This is a genomic window from Aquabacterium sp. G14, assembly GCF_037482285.1.
Lineage (GTDB): Bacteria > Pseudomonadota > Gammaproteobacteria > Burkholderiales > Burkholderiaceae_C > Aquabacterium.
This window is the reverse complement of record NZ_JBBEYB010000001.1, coordinates 423,006-437,275: the sequence shown is the minus strand read 5'-3', so window position 1 is coordinate 437,275 and position 14,270 is coordinate 423,006. Positions and strand designations below refer to the sequence as shown.

The window sequence follows — 14,270 nt, the reverse complement described above, 5'->3', positions numbered from 1 at the left end:
CGTCAGAAGGAGAAGTCCTGCAGCACGTCGGGCATGGCTTGCGCCATGACTTCGGCCTCGTGCGCGGCATAGCGCTGCGCGTCCCACAACTCGAAGTGGCTGCCCATGCCCAGCAGCATCACATCCTTGCTCAGGCCGGCAGCGGTGCGCAGTTCGGGGGCGACCAGCACACGGGAGGCGCCATCGATGTCCACATCCTGGGCATTGCCCAGAAAGATGCGCTTCCAGCCCGAGGCAGACATGGGCAAGGCAGCGACCTTGTCACGAAAGACCTCCCACGCTGGGCGCGGAAAGACCATCAGACAGCCTTCGGGGTGCTTGGTGAGGGTGAGCTGGCCATTGCACAGGGCCTGCAGGGCGTCGCGATGGCGCGCCGGGACGGCCAAGCGTCCCTTGGCGTCCAGCGACAGCGCTGATGCTCCCTGAAAGACCAGACTCACACAAAACCCCACGAATTTGCACTAAATCCCACTTTACCCGATGCCGGAGCTTCCGAACAGTCCAGAAGCGAAAAAATTCCAATGAAATCAAAGACTTACAGGTGATTTGAGCGCAAATTTGGCGAGAAAAAGTCGTTATGAATCAACAACCTGCGGATGGGTCTGGAAGTGCTGCTTGAGAAGCATCCCTCTTCCGCGTGGGGTAAACACCCCCCATGAACAGGTTCTGCCGGCCAGCCTTTGTGGGGCTGCTGTCCCTCACCCCGCCACGGTCGCTCGATCGGTTTCGCCGGCTTGTGCGCGCCGGCCGCGAGGACGTACACTGCGACCTGCTCCGGGGTGCGCCGCACACGCGATGTGTGTGGGCGCTGAGACGGCACCGTGCCGAACCCGCTGAACTTGATCCGGTTCATACCGGCGAAAGAAGAGCCGTCTCTGCCAGAAGCCCGTCCCGGAGCCGAAGGTGGATGCAGCCCTTCCAGCGCGCTGCATTCCGCCGCTGGCAAGGCCCCTGCTGCCCACCCTCGCCCATCTGTTGACGGCCTCTTGCGGCGTCCCTCGGAGCTTGTGTTGCCCACTTGCTGCCCAGGAGAGATGCCCATGAATGCCCCCGATCCGATCGTAGCCCAGCAGGCGCTGGCCGAATTGACCCGCCTGACGCGTGCGCCCCTGCCCGCGTCGCGCAAGGTGTACGTGACCGGGCACCATGCCGGTGTGCGCGTGCCAATGCGTGAGGTCAGCCTGAGCAACGGGGAATGCGTGAGCCTGTATGACAGCTCCGGCCCCTACACCGACCCGGCTGTCGACATCGACGTGACCCGTGGCTTGCCTCGCGTGCGTGAGGCCGCCGTGGTCGCCCGCGACGACACGCAGACTTATGCGGGTCGCGACGTACAGGCACGAGACGATGGCCTCCAACCCGGCGAGCGTCACGACGCACACATGGCCGCCTTGCGCGCGGCCACGGCAGGCTTGCAACGCACGCCACGCAGGGCGAAGGCGGGTGCCAACGTCACGCAGATGCACTACGCCCGCCGCGGCATCGTGACGCCCGAGATGGAGTTCGTCGCCCTGCGTGAGAACCAGCGTCGCCTGGACCAGGCGGAGGACTGGCGAGGCCACTACGGCGTGGACGCCGAACGCGAAAGCCGTCTGCGCGGCAACCCGATGGGCGCGACGATCCCGCGCGAGATCACACCGGAGTTCGTGCGCGACGAGGTGGCACGCGGCCGCGCCGTGATCCCGGCCAACATCAACCACACCGAACTGGAGCCGATGGTCATTGGCCGTAACTTCCTGGTGAAGGTCAATGCCAACATCGGCAACTCGGCGGTGACCTCGTCGATCGAAGAGGAAGTGGAAAAGCTGGTGTGGTCGATCCGCTGGGGCGCCGACACGGTGATGGACCTGTCCACCGGCAAGCACATCCACACCACGCGCGACTGGATCGTGCGCAACAGCCCGGTGCCGATCGGTACGGTACCCATCTACCAGGCGCTGGAAAAGGTGGGAGGTGTGGCCGAAGACCTCAGCTGGGCCATCTTCCGCGACACGCTGGTCGAGCAGGCCGAGCAGGGGGTGGACTATTTCACCATCCACGCAGGCCTGCGCCTGCCCTTCATCCACCTGACAGCCAGCCGGCGCACGGGTATCGTCTCGCGGGGCGGATCGATCCTGGCGAAGTGGTGCATCGCCCACCACCGCGAGAACTTCCTGTTCACGCACTTTGAAGAAATCTGCGAGATCATGAAGGCCTACGACGTGACCTTCTCACTGGGAGATGGTCTGCGCCCCGGCTCGCTGAGCGATGCCAATGACGAAGCGCAGTTCGCCGAGCTGAAGACGCTGGGCGAGTTGACCCAGATCGCCTGGCAGCACGACGTGCAGACCATGATCGAAGGCCCGGGCCATGTGCCGATGCACCTGATCCAGGCCAACATGGACGAGCAGCTCAAGCACTGCCATGAGGCGCCCTTCTACACCCTGGGCCCCTTGACCATCGACATTGCCCCGGGCTACGACCACATCGCGAGCGCCATTGGTGCGGCCATGATCGGCTGGATGGGCACGGCCATGCTCTGCTACGTGACCCCCAAAGAGCACCTGGGCCTGCCCAACCGCGACGATGTCAAACAGGGGCTGATCGCCTACAAGATCGCCGCGCACGCGGCCGACATCGCCAAGGGCCATCCGGGCGCTCGCGCCCGCGACGATGCGCTCTCGCAAGCGCGCTTCGAATTCCGCTGGCAGGACCAGTTCAACCTCGGGCTGGACCCGGAAACCGCGCGCGACTTCCACGACGAGACGCTGCCCAAGGACGCGGCCAAGGTCGCGCATTTCTGTTCGATGTGCGGCCCCAAGTTCTGCTCGATGAAGATCACCCAGGAGGTGCGCGACTTTGCCGCGGCGCAAGGCGTCAACGACCGCGAAGCCCTGGCCCTGGGCATGGCGGAGAAATCCGAGGTGTTCCGGCAGGTTGGCGGCGCGCTCTACATCCCGATCCAGCCTGCGGACGATCGCGCCTGAGCGGGCCGGGAGCCAAGGATGCCTTCCGACACCTTGATGCCGGCGCGCACACGCCGCGGCGCCGCACACATTGGCATTGCCGGCGCCGGACTGCTGGGACGCCTTCTGGCCTGGACCCTGTCCCGGCAGGGACATGCTGTCAGCGTGTTCGACCCCGCTCCTGGGCCGGCCCCCAGGTTTGACGGCCTCGGCGCCGCCGGCTTCACCGCCGCGGGCATGCTCAGCCCGCTGGCCGAGCTGGAAACCGCCGACCCCGAACTGGCGGCCCGCGGTTGGGACAGCCTGAGGCACTGGGAAGCGCTGTGCGCTGCGTGGGCCCGTCGGCGCAGCCCGGCCCCCCACTTTGCGCGGCAAGGCAGCCTGATGGTGACACACCGATCGGACCTGGGGGCCGCCCACCGCGTCCTGAATCGCTTGTGCGCACTGGCGCGGGCACAGGACTGGCCACAGCAGCCACACCCCCTGGATGCCCCGGCGCTGCGCGCCCTGGAGCCCGATCTGCACAGCAGCACAGGCCCGATGCATGCCTGGATGCTGCCCGGTGAAGGCCAGATCGACACCGTGCAAGCCCTGCAAACCTTGCAGGCAGACGCCGAGGGCGTGCAGTGGCACTGGCGCGCCACCGTCGAGACCGTGCGACCTGGCACGCTGGGACTGGCCGGTGAAGCCACGCTGCGGGGCTTCGATCAGGTCTTCGATGTCCGTGGGGTGGGCGCACGCCCTGAGTGCCCTGTGCGAGGCGTACGCGGCGAGCTCGTCTGGTTGCATGCGCCCGGCGTGGACTTGCGACGGCCGGTGCGCCTGCTGCACCCCCGACACCGGGTCTACATCGTCCCACGTCCAGGCGACCTCGTGCTGGTGGGGGCCAGCGAACTGGAGAGTGAAGACCGCTCTGCGATGTCTTTGCGCAGCGCCGTCGAGTTGATGGCGGCCGCCCACAGCGTGCTGCCCGGTCTTGCCGAAGCACGCATTGTGCGGATGGACACCAACCTGCGCCCAGCCTTGCCCGACAACCGGCCAGAGATCCACACAGAAACGGGCCTCACCCGGATCAACGGCCTGTACCGCCACGGCTGGCTGCTGGCGCCGTCTCTGGTGCACGAGGCGCTCACCCACCTCCAGTTGATCCCCGATACGTCCACCTTGTTGCCCCACCATGGCTGAACACATCACCATCCAGACCGATCAAGGTGCGTTGCGACTGCCTTGCGGCAGCACCCTTGATGACGCACTGGCTCATCTTTTGAGCCCACATCAACACCCTCAGCAGGTTGCCACGGCAGTCAATGGCCGATTCGTGCCACGCGGTGAGCGGCATCTTCACGTTTTGGCAGAGGGCGACACCGTGTTGTGCTTTGCCCCCATCACCGGAGGTTGAACATGACATCCCTCACCCTGCCCGACACCTGGCGCATTGGCGACACCGTGCTGCACAGCCGCTTCCTGCTGGGCACCGCAGGCTACCCTTCCCCCGAGGTGCTGCGCCAAGCCATCGAGGCCTCCGGCAGCCAGGTGCTGACGCTGGGCCTCAAGCGCACGCTGGGGTCGCACGAGGGTCGCGATAACGGCTTCGTGCAGATCATCCGAGACACCGCGCGGGCGCACGGTGCGCACCTGCTCCCCAACACGGCCGGCTGTCGCAGCGCCCAAGAAGCCATCACCCTGGCCCACATGGCGCGCGAGCTGTTGGGGACCCACTGGATCAAGCTGGAGGTGGTGGGTGACGAACACACCTTGCAGCCAGACCCTTTCGAACTGGTCGCGGCCGCCGCACAGCTCACCCGCGATGGCTTTGAGGTGCTGCCCTATTGCACCGATGACCTGGTCAGCGCGCATCGGCTGATCGATGCCGGCTGCCGCATTCTGATGCCCTGGGCCGCCCCCATCGGCTCCGGCATGGGCCTGCTCAATCCCTGGGCGCTGCGCACCCTGCGGGCGCGATTGCCCGACGTCACACTGGTTGTGGATGCCGGCCTGGGTGCGCCCTCACATGCGGCGGCGGCGATGGAGTTGGGCATGGACGCCGTGCTGCTGAACTCGGCCGTCGCTCAAGCACTCGACCCGGTGCGCATGGCGGGGGCCTTTCGCCGCGCGGTGATGGCCGGCCGCGACGGGTTCCGCGCCGGACTGATGAGTCCCAGCGACGTTGCCATCGCCTCCACCCCAGTCAGTGGGCAACCCTTTGTGCTGCCATGATGCCCCTGAATCACCCCGAACCAATTTCCCGTCCCGGCCGCCCCCCCGTCATCTGGAGCATCGCAGGCCAGGATTCGGCCGGCGGGGCCGGGCTGAGCGCCGATCAACGTGCCGCCGATGCCCTGGGCGTGCACCTGTGTCCCGTGGTCAGCGCCATCACCGCGCAGCACTCTCAGGGGGTCGAGGCCGTCTTCCCCCTTCCCGCGGACCAGCTGGAACACCAACTGCAAGCCCTGTCGAGCGATCTGCCGCCGCGGGCCATCAAGACAGGCTTGCTGGGCAGTGTCGCGGCCATCGAGCTCGTGGCACGCTGGGTCGACCATCAACGTGCCCGGGCTCCAGCGGGCGTGGACCCGCATGAGCACCTCGCCCTGGTGGTTGACCCCGTGCTGGGCGCCAGCGCAGGCGGCGCCGCCTTCAGCGATGACGCCATCGTGGCTGCGTACCGGACCCAGCTGCTGCCCCGCGCCACCGTGCTCACCCCCAACCGTTCCGAGGCCTGCAGGCTGCTGGGATGGCCCGCCCCTCACGATGTCCCCAAGGACGCCTTGCCTGGCATGGCCCGCGCCTTGCGGGAACAGGGCGCGCGCAGCGTGGTGATCACCGGGGGCGATGACCTGGCGCCCCCCGATGCGCCAGCCTCCGCACACTGCCTGGACTGGATGGAGACGCCCCAGGCCCGTGGCTGGCTGACCGCCCCCCGCGTGCCCACCCGCCACACCCATGGCACGGGCTGCACCTTCGCCAGTGCGGTGGCCGCGGCCTGGTCGCACGGCCACGCCGAGGCCGATGCCATCGTGCTGGCCAAGATGCTCGTTCACCATGCCTTGGTGCGTGCCCACCGTGCCGGCCAGGGCCCCGGACCGGTCATGGCCCATGCCGACTTTGGCCTTGGCACTGGGACGGGCGGCGCGCCGCTTCCCTGGCTCGGACTGGGGGAGGCATTGCCCTGGCGACTGCAGCTGGACGGCTGCGCAGAGTTGCAGACACCGCTGTTCCAGCCCTTCCGCCCCCCGAACGATGGGCTGTATGGCATCGTCGCGGACAGCCTCTCGCTGCGCGACGCCTTGCAAGCGGGGTGGCGATGCCTGCAATTGCGCCACAAAGCCCCGCAGGGCCTGATGCCCCATCTGCAAGAGAGTCTGGCGCAATGCCAGGCGCACGAGGCTCGGCTCTTCGTCAATGACCACTGGCGTGAGACGCTGACCGCCTTGGAACGCGCCCCGCAGCCTGGCACGGTGGGCGTGCACCTCGGTCAGGAAGACCTGCTGAGCCTGGACACCGCCGACCACACAGCCCTGCTGGCCGCGCGTCACCGCATCATGCTGGGACTGAGCTCACACAGCCTCTGGGAGTTCGCACGCGCCGCAGGCTGTGGCGCCAGCCTGATCGCCTGTGGGCCGGTGCAGCCCACCACCACCAAAGACATGCCCTGGCATCCCCAAGGCCCCGACAACCTGAGCTGGTGGGTGCAACACAGCCCGGTGCCGGTGGTGGCCATCGGCGGCCTGCTCACGCCCAAGGACGTGGCCACCACAGCAGCCTGCCGCCCCGCCGCCGTCTGCATCGTGCGAGGCATGGGGCACAACCTCGCCGAGATGCTCACCCGGCGTCCGGCGTTGCAACGAGCCTGGCAACACGGCCACCAGTCGCCCCGGCTGCCCCCCACGCGCCTGCCCCACCCTTGTTTACCCGAACACACCCGGGCAAGCACCGAGACTAGAGGATGGCGCCCGGGATGATGGCCGCCTAAACTGGACACCCAGGAATTCGGCCACGCGCGGACACCGCCACCGAACGCCTGGGAACCTGCCGCCCTCACATGATGTCCTGCCCCCTGCATGCCGTCCTGCCCACAGCGCAGCGCCAACACGTCGCGCTGATGATCATCCCCCTGCTGGTGTTGGTGCTGGTGACCGGGCTGGCCATGGCCGCCGTGCAGGTTCAGGCGGCCGTGCGGGCATTCGAGCGCAGCGCCAACCAGACAGCCAATGTGCACCTGCAGGCCATCAACGCCCTGCTGCGTTACGCCCACGATCGGCGCGACAGTGACTGGCAGCTCTACCGCGAGGCGATGCGCATCCCCGAGAGCGCGCAGCAAACAAGGCGCCTGCTGCTGCAACACGGACCGGAAGCCCTGCCCGAAGTCGAGAAGCTGATGATCGCAGCCGGGCGAGAGCCCGAGGACGTGGCGGCCATGCTCCGCTTGTACCGCTGGTTTGGACAGCGCTTCATGTCCAACACCACGCGCATGGGATGGCGTCAGACCGACGCCATGATGCAAAGGCTGGAGCAGGAAGCCCAGCACCTGCGGGCCGCCGCCCAAGCCGGCCTCGATCCGACCACCACCGACACGCCAGCCATCCTGCAGCGCATCAACGCCATCGATGCCACCTTGCGTGCCACCAACCTCGACCTGGCCCACTCCTGGGCGCGGGCGGCACGCACCACCACCTTGCTGCTGCAGATCGGCATCGGCCTGATTGCGGCCGTGCTGGCGCTCATCAGCGCGCTGCTGATCCGGCGCAGCCTGCGCGAGCAGACCCACTACACCCGCGCACTGACCGAAGCCCACCGACGCTGGGAGCTGGCCTCCCATGCCGCGGGCCTGGGCCTCTATCAGATGGACGCGGCCACCGGGGACATCCAGCTGGACGGAACCGCCGCGGCCATGCACGGCCTGGGTGAACAGCCGCGCACCCTGTCACGCGACAGTGTGCGGGCGCTCATCGTCGAAGAGGATGCCCTGCGCACCCGACAGGAAGTGGAGCAGGCCCTGCGGGTGGGCGACGACTACCGGATCACCTACCGTGTGCGTCACGCAGATGGCCAGGTTCGGACCCTGGAAGCCAGCGGCCGGCGCATCCTGGCCGACCGGCACGAGCGCACCAGCCTGATCGGGGTGCTGCGGGACGTGACCGATGCGGCCACGCAAGCCGAAGAAGCCTTGAAACGCCATGCGGCAGAACGGGTGGCGCAAGCGCAGCGCGAGTTTCTGTCCAGACTGAGCCACGAACTGCGCACCCCGCTGAATGCCATCCTGGGCTTTGCGCAACTGCTGGACCTGGACGGGCAACACCCGCTGACCGACACACAGCGCCGCCAGGTTCACTGGATCCTGACCGCCGGCCGCCAACTCCTCTCCCTCATCGAAGACGTGCTGGACCTGTCCAAGGTCGAAGCTGGCGAGATCAACCTGCACCTGGAGCGCGTGGACATCAACGGCCTGGTGCGGGACTGTCTCCCCCTTCTGGAGGCGGCTCGCCAGCAGCACCAGGTCACCCTCCTGAACCGGGTCGCCGACACCCCCTTGTATGCCCAGGTCGATGCCCAGCGACTGAGACAGATCGTCATCAACTTGCTGAGCAATGCCTGCAAGTACAACCGTCTGCACGGACACGCCACGATCGACACCCGGCAGGAAGGCGACACGATCGTCATCGACATCGGTGACAACGGCATCGGCATGCGCCCGGAAGAGGCAGCCCAACTTTTCCAGCCGTTCAAGCGGCTGCCCTCCTCCGTGCCTCATGCAGAAGGCACGGGGCTGGGGCTCTACATCGTCAAACAACTGGTGGAGCGGATGCAGGGCAGCGTGAGCGTGTCGAGCGAGCCCGGTGTGGGCACCCGCTTCAGCGTTCGCCTGCCTGCCCCCGACGCCCCTGCACTCTGACGCTCACAGCCCTTCGTCCGACAACCACTGACGCAGCGTGCGCACCATGTCGCGGTCGTTGTGCAGCCAAGCGTTGTGACGGTACTCGTTGTAATAGCGCTCTTCGTCGGTTTGCTCGGCCAGGGCCTCATACACGAAGCGCAGCACCATCTGCCCCGGCTGAGGCTCCTCGATACGGATCGTCAGCTGGATCGGGGCGGTGTCACCATGGGCTTGAGGCGTGAACACCACCTCCGCATGCGGCCGGGCCACCACCACATCATGGAGGGTGTGTGGGCCAAACACCTGGGTGCGCGCATAGACGCCCGGCTCGGTCTCGCGGCAGGTGCAGGACTCCGGGCCCATGGGAAAGCGCTGCGGCTGCTGGACCCGCAGCATCAACCCCTGCCAGAGTTGCTCACGCGTGAAAGTGGGCGCCACCAGTTGCAGGCTGGCCGCCGGGGCATTGACTTCAATGAGGTGTTCAAAACGCATGGTGCGAAGCTTACCGCTGACGCAATGTCCATGTTACGTCAACACATTGCTGATGACGTCAAGACAGTCACCCGGCAAGGAGACTAAACTGGCACCCGCTTGTGTTTCAACTCCAACCGCGTTCAGGCGCGGACCTCGCCATGTCCCAGTGCACGACCTCGTCTTCTGCAGCCCCGGCCGCCGACCCTTCGGCCAAGCCCATCAAGCTCGTGCCGCCGAAGTCGGTGCTCAACAGCCACGGCTGCGGTGGCGCCTGCACGGACCCAGACTTCGCCGAAGGCCGCTGGCCACGCGCCAAGGTGCTGGAGCTGTTCAACCTGCCCTTCAACGACCTGCTGTGGCAGGCCCAACAGGTGCACCGCGCCCATTGGGATGCCAACGAGATCGAGCACGCCACGCTGCTGTCGGTGAAGACCGGTGGCTGCCCCGAAGACTGCGGCTACTGCCCGCAATCGGCGTCGTACGACACCGGTGTGGAGGCCAGCAAGCTGATGTCGCCCGACGAGGTGCGCGAGGCCGTGATCGCTGCGCGCGATGCCGGTGCCAGCCGCTTCTGCATGGGCGCCGCCTGGCGCGCCCCCAAAGACCGCGACATCGAAAAGGTGGCCGAGCTGATCGGCGTGATCAAGCAGGAAGGTCTGGAGGCCTGCTGTACGCTGGGCATGTTGACCGACTCGCAAGCCCAGTCGCTCAAGAACGCCGGCCTGGACTACTACAACCACAACCTCGACACCGCCCCCGAGCTGTACGGTGACATCATCACCACGCGCGACCTGGAAGACCGCCTGCACACGCTCGAACACGTGCGCAAGGCCAACCTGAAGGTGTGCAGCGGTGGCATCGTCGGCATGGGCGAGACCCGTGAAGGCCGCGCCGGCCTGATCGCCCAGCTGGCCAACCTGCCGGTCTACCCCGAGTCAGTGCCCATCAACGACCTGGTACGCGTGCCCGGCACCCCGCTGGCCGAGACCCCGCAGCTCGATCCGCTGGAGTTCGTGCGCACCATCGCCGTGGCCCGCATCACCATGCCCACGGCGCGCGTGCGCCTGTCGGCCGGCCGCCAAGCGATGAGCGAGGCCGTGCAGGCCCTGTGCTTCCTGGCCGGCGCCAACTCCATCTTCTACGGCGACAAGCTGCTGACCACCGGCAACCCCGAGTTCGACAAGGACCAGGCGCTGATGGCCAAGCTGGGCCTCAAGAGCGGCAAGGCTGTGACCGCCAAGGCCCAGGCCGCCTGACCCGGTGCCAACGCCACATGACAAAGGGGCCCGCGGGCCCCTTTGCTGTTGATGGCGCGTGGCACAACGGCCTGGACGCGCCGCCCACCATCAGAGCCAGCCCAATTGGCGCAGGCGCTGATTGACCTGGTTGCCCAGCAACTCATGCCCGCGAGGCGTGGGGTGGAAGTTGTCGGCAAACAGATAGGTGGTCCACCATGTGGTGCCCGTGCCAGCCGAGGGTGTGATCGAAGAGGCATTCGTGTCGGTACACGATGCTCGAACCGGCCCGGCATTGAGCGATGTGGCGCCTGCCGTGGCCAAGGTCGGGGTGTAATCGTCAGCCTGGGCATAGGTCTCGTCACACACGGTCTGCGTCAGGTTGGTCAAGCCATAGGCCGCAGGATCCGCCAGCTGCGTGTTGAAGACGGCATAGAAGTCGAACACCTCCACCCGGCCCTGCAACTGGCGCGTTTCATTGACCAGCGCCGTGTTGTAGGCGTTGATCCAGGCCCGGACCAGATTGCGTACGGCATTGGCCTGCTCCGGCGAACCGCCCGGCGCTGAGGCGATCTGGGCCAGCGTGGCTTCGAACCGGGGCGTGCGGGTGATGTCCAGCGTGTTGAGAATCAGCACCCGGCGAGCGCCGTTTTGGATGGCGTTCGTCCGCACCGAATCCACCAGGGCCTTGGCCAGTCCCTCCATGTAGGCCGTCCCAGCCACCACGGGGCCTTGCGCCAACACGGCCTCGCCGTTGTCGAGCAGCGAATTGACCACCTGACTGAACAGGGTGGTGTTCAGCGTGCCGGCGGTCTGCAGATCGGTCAGGAAGGCCGTGACCAAGGTGGCCGTGTCATTGGCCGAGCCTTCGCCCACGATCAGCAAATCCCCAAAGGAAAAGCCCTGGGCGCCGAGCGCTTGCAGTTGATAAAGCTGAGACGCTGGCACGGACGGCAGTGCGGTGAACGTGTCACTGACCTCGTCTTCATTGGTGTCAGACAAGCGCCCGAAATTGATGCCGGCGCCGGCCACCGCATGGTTGGTACATCCCGGCTGCACGGCGAAGGTGCTCGGCCCGGTGGCCACGTAGGCCGAGCACAAGGTCGGCAGGTTATAGGCCTGGGCCACCCACTCCGGGTACACCCGGTAGGACTCCCCCATCGCGCTCGCCTGAACGGTGAACTTGAAGCCAAAGGTCCCTGTGTCGGCCAGACTTGCGCCGACCACTTTGACCGCGGTCACACCGTTGGTGCCACTGTCACCACCACCGCACGCGGCCAGCAAACTGGCCGCGACCAACGCGGCGATCATGGAACGTTTCATGCTGATTTCCCTTTTCGGCTAAACCGAAACAACCACGTTCCGGCAACCGGGATTCTCAGGACCCCTGTCGTCCAGCAACATCAGGGAAAACGTCAGAGCCGCCCGTTGGGGTGAGCGCTGACCTGTTTTTGTTTCGGCACCCAGGCCCAGACCATCTCCGCCTGAATGGGCTGCTGCCCCGACTCATCGGTGATGACCACCGGCACGGTCACCTCACCCTTGTCCTGGGACCGCATCAGGGCGATCTGCTCTGGTTGCAGACTGGCCGCGGCGGTCAAGCCCCCCACCGCGCGCCGCACGAAATCCACCTTCATGGACTTGATGAGCGGCAGCTTGTCGTCGGGCACGTTCATGCCGACGCAAAAGCCGGTGGCCGTTTCGGCCAGCAAGGCCATGCCGGCCGCATGCACACCGCCGATGTGGTTCTGCACCTTGCGACGGTTGGCCACGCGCACCACCACCCGGCCCGACGTGATCTGCTCGAAACGCAAGCCGGCCGTGCCGACCAGAGGCACCGCGCGCCCCAACAGAAAGCTGACCACCCAGCTCCGCAAGCCCGAGGGCAGCGGCAGGAAGCGGGCCACCGTACGGGCCAGACGATTGGGCCGAACGGCCCCGGTGAGAGGGTCAGAGGACATGGACGCAACGGAGCCGTGAGGCATCAAAGAATGGACAACAGGGCGCCACCCGCACCAGGTGAAGCCGCACACGGCAACCAATATATGAGCAATCCAGAAGGCAATCTCCGTCATCGCTTTGTCACCGGAGTACGCTTGCTCCTTTGACCCCGTATCTCGGAGACGCTCCTCGATGGCCGCCCCCTCTTCCACGCCTCGCCCCCGCACCGCCGCACGTCGCGCCGCCTCTGGCGACATCAGCCCCGCCCGGACACCGGAGGGCCTGGCCTTGCAGGTGGCCCAGCAGGCCACCGAAGCCCGCCAGATCGCCCAGGTGGAGGCCCTGCGCGACATCGTGACACAGACGCCGCCCGCCACCCTGGCGCACGCACTGGAGTCGGTGCTCAAGGGCGCCTCACCCGATGACGCCGAAGTGCTGCGCGCCGCGCTCAAGGGCATGCTCGATGAGCCCGAGGTGACCGTGCACCCCGACGAGGAGCTCAGCCCCCACTGGCGCGACGCGACGGCCTACCCCTATCGCAACCTGATGGCCCGCAAGACCTACGAGAAGCAGAAGTACCGCCTGCAGGTGGAACTGCTCAAGCTGCAGGCCTGGGTCAAGGCCTCGGGCCAGAAGGTCGTGATCCTGTTTGAAGGGCGTGACGCCGCCGGCAAGGGCGGCACCATCAAGCGCATGATGGAGCACCTCAACCCCCGGGGCGCCCGCGTGGTCGCGCTGGAAAAACCCAGCGATGTGGAGCGTGGCCAGTGGTACTTCCAGCGCTATGTCCAACACCTGCCCACCGCCGGTGAGATCGTGCTGTTCGACCGCAGCTGGTACAACCGCGCCGGGGTCGAGAAGGTGATGGGCTTTTGCTCGGATGCCGAGTACAAGGAATTCATGCGCCAGGCGCCCGAGTTCGAGCGCAACCTGGTGCGCTCGGGCGTGCACCTGATCAAGTTCTGGTTCTCGGTGAGCCGTGACGAGCAACGCCGCCGCTTCAAGGAGCGCGAGACCCACCCGCTCAAGCAGTGGAAGCTCTCCCCGGTGGACCTGGCCTCGCTCGGCAAGTGGGACGACTACACCCGCGCCAAGGAGGCCATGTTCTTCCACACCGACACGGCCGATGCACCCTGGACCGTGATCAAGAGCGATTGCAAGAAGCGCGCGCGCCTCAACGCCATGCGCTACGTGCTGCACAAGCTGCCCTACACCAACAAGGACATGAGCCATGTGCCCATGCCTGATCCGCTGCTGGTGGGACGCGCGAACGTGGTCTACGAAGAGGGCGAGCACGACAGCAACTCGCCCGACAAGGCCTGAGGCCGGCCCATCCGTCCAGCCCGGCTCAGTCGAAGATCTCACTGAGCCAGGACTTGGGCTTGCGGTAGCCCTGGCGCTTGCCAAAGTCGGAATCGTCGAAATCGCGGTGATACGGCGGACGCTGAGGCGCCTGGGGGGGTGCCGGCTGGGGCGCCGGGGCCGCAGGCTGGGAGGCATAGGACGCCTGGGGAGCCGGGGCTGCGGACACCTGGGCGCTGCGCTCGATCAGCTTGTCGAGCTCACCGCGGTCGAGCCACACGCCGCGGCACTGCGGGCAGTAGTCGATCTCCACACCCTGCCGCTCCGACATGACCAGGGTGACATCGTGACAATGGGGGCATTTCATCGGGAACTCCTCGGCAACACGCAACACGGGCTCAACGATAGCGCCCCACACATATCGTGAAAATCAGAAAAATCCAGGCGCATGATGCGAAGGATTCGATATGTCGACCCCGACTTAGAATTTCAACGACCTCA

Annotated in this window: 13 protein-coding genes and 1 riboswitch; of the genes, 8 read left to right on the top strand and 5 right to left on the bottom strand. The window is 66.5% G+C overall.

Features of this window, described 5'->3' with window-relative positions:
- Positions 1–2: 2 nt before the first annotated feature.
- Positions 3–434 carry a division/cell wall cluster transcriptional repressor MraZ gene (gene mraZ, locus WIT60_RS01965; protein WP_339582354.1) on the bottom strand — a complete coding sequence of 144 codons (432 nt, stop codon included), beginning with the start codon at positions 432–434 and terminating at the stop codon, positions 3–5.
- A gap of 331 nt (positions 435–765) precedes the next feature.
- A riboswitch (TPP riboswitch) is annotated at positions 766–883 on the top strand.
- Between the two features lie 157 nt (positions 884–1,040).
- On the opposite strand from mraZ, the gene thiC reads away from it, so the two are divergent.
- The 6 genes from thiC (at position 1,041) to WIT60_RS01935 (ending at position 8,835) form a co-directional block, all read left to right on the top strand.
- Positions 1,041–2,966, top strand: a complete 1,926-nt coding sequence (thiC, locus tag WIT60_RS01960) for a phosphomethylpyrimidine synthase ThiC (RefSeq protein ID WP_339582264.1) — start codon at positions 1,041–1,043, stop codon at positions 2,964–2,966.
- A gap of 18 nt (positions 2,967–2,984) precedes the next feature.
- Complete coding sequence (locus WIT60_RS01955; protein WP_339582263.1) at positions 2,985–4,130, top strand: FAD-dependent oxidoreductase; 1,146 nt, start codon at positions 2,985–2,987, stop codon at positions 4,128–4,130.
- The gene (gene thiS, locus WIT60_RS01950) at positions 4,123–4,344 is read left to right on the top strand and encodes a sulfur carrier protein ThiS (protein WP_339582262.1); all 222 of its coding nucleotides are present in this window, start codon (positions 4,123–4,125) and stop codon (positions 4,342–4,344) included. The genes WIT60_RS01955 and thiS overlap by 8 nt, the downstream gene beginning before the upstream one ends.
- Before the next feature lie 2 nt (positions 4,345–4,346).
- Complete coding sequence (locus tag WIT60_RS01945) at positions 4,347–5,162, top strand: thiazole synthase (protein WP_339582261.1); 816 nt, start codon at positions 4,347–4,349, stop codon at positions 5,160–5,162.
- Positions 5,162–6,904, top strand: coding sequence for a bifunctional hydroxymethylpyrimidine kinase/phosphomethylpyrimidine kinase (locus WIT60_RS01940; protein WP_339582260.1), 1,743 nt, complete (start codon positions 5,162–5,164; stop codon positions 6,902–6,904). The genes WIT60_RS01945 and WIT60_RS01940 overlap by 1 nt, the downstream gene beginning before the upstream one ends.
- Before the next feature lie 83 nt (positions 6,905–6,987).
- On the top strand, positions 6,988–8,835 hold the full coding sequence (locus WIT60_RS01935) for a sensor histidine kinase (RefSeq protein WP_339582259.1): 1,848 nt from the start codon (positions 6,988–6,990) through the stop codon (positions 8,833–8,835).
- Between the two features lie 3 nt (positions 8,836–8,838).
- Here WIT60_RS01935 and WIT60_RS01930 read toward each other — a convergent pair whose 3' ends face one another.
- Complete coding sequence (locus WIT60_RS01930; RefSeq protein WP_339582258.1) at positions 8,839–9,309, bottom strand: AtaL-like protein; 471 nt, start codon at positions 9,307–9,309, stop codon at positions 8,839–8,841.
- A 140-nt stretch (positions 9,310–9,449) separates the two neighbouring features.
- On the opposite strand from WIT60_RS01930, the gene bioB reads away from it, so the two are divergent.
- The gene (gene bioB, locus WIT60_RS01925) at positions 9,450–10,547 is read left to right on the top strand and encodes a biotin synthase BioB (RefSeq protein ID WP_339582257.1); all 1,098 of its coding nucleotides are present in this window, start codon (positions 9,450–9,452) and stop codon (positions 10,545–10,547) included.
- A gap of 90 nt (positions 10,548–10,637) precedes the next feature.
- On the opposite strand, the gene WIT60_RS01920 is transcribed toward bioB, so the two are convergent.
- Together WIT60_RS01920 and WIT60_RS01915 are read right to left on the bottom strand one after the other, a co-directional pair.
- The gene (locus WIT60_RS01920; RefSeq protein ID WP_339582256.1) at positions 10,638–11,849 is read right to left on the bottom strand and encodes an SGNH/GDSL hydrolase family protein; all 1,212 of its coding nucleotides are present in this window, start codon (positions 11,847–11,849) and stop codon (positions 10,638–10,640) included.
- A gap of 92 nt (positions 11,850–11,941) precedes the next feature.
- Positions 11,942–12,487 carry a DUF4442 domain-containing protein gene (locus tag WIT60_RS01915; RefSeq protein ID WP_339582255.1) on the bottom strand — a complete coding sequence of 182 codons (546 nt, stop codon included), beginning with the start codon at positions 12,485–12,487 and terminating at the stop codon, positions 11,942–11,944.
- A gap of 172 nt (positions 12,488–12,659) precedes the next feature.
- Between WIT60_RS01915 and ppk2 the strand changes: the two genes are divergently transcribed.
- On the top strand, positions 12,660–13,790 hold the full coding sequence (gene ppk2, locus WIT60_RS01910) for a polyphosphate kinase 2 (RefSeq protein ID WP_339582254.1): 1,131 nt from the start codon (positions 12,660–12,662) through the stop codon (positions 13,788–13,790).
- Positions 13,791–13,815: 25 nt separating this feature from the next.
- Here ppk2 and WIT60_RS01905 read toward each other — a convergent pair whose 3' ends face one another.
- Positions 13,816–14,136, bottom strand: a complete 321-nt coding sequence (locus tag WIT60_RS01905; RefSeq protein WP_339582253.1) for a TFIIB-type zinc ribbon-containing protein — start codon at positions 14,134–14,136, stop codon at positions 13,816–13,818.
- Between the last annotated feature and the right edge of the window lie 134 nt (positions 14,137–14,270).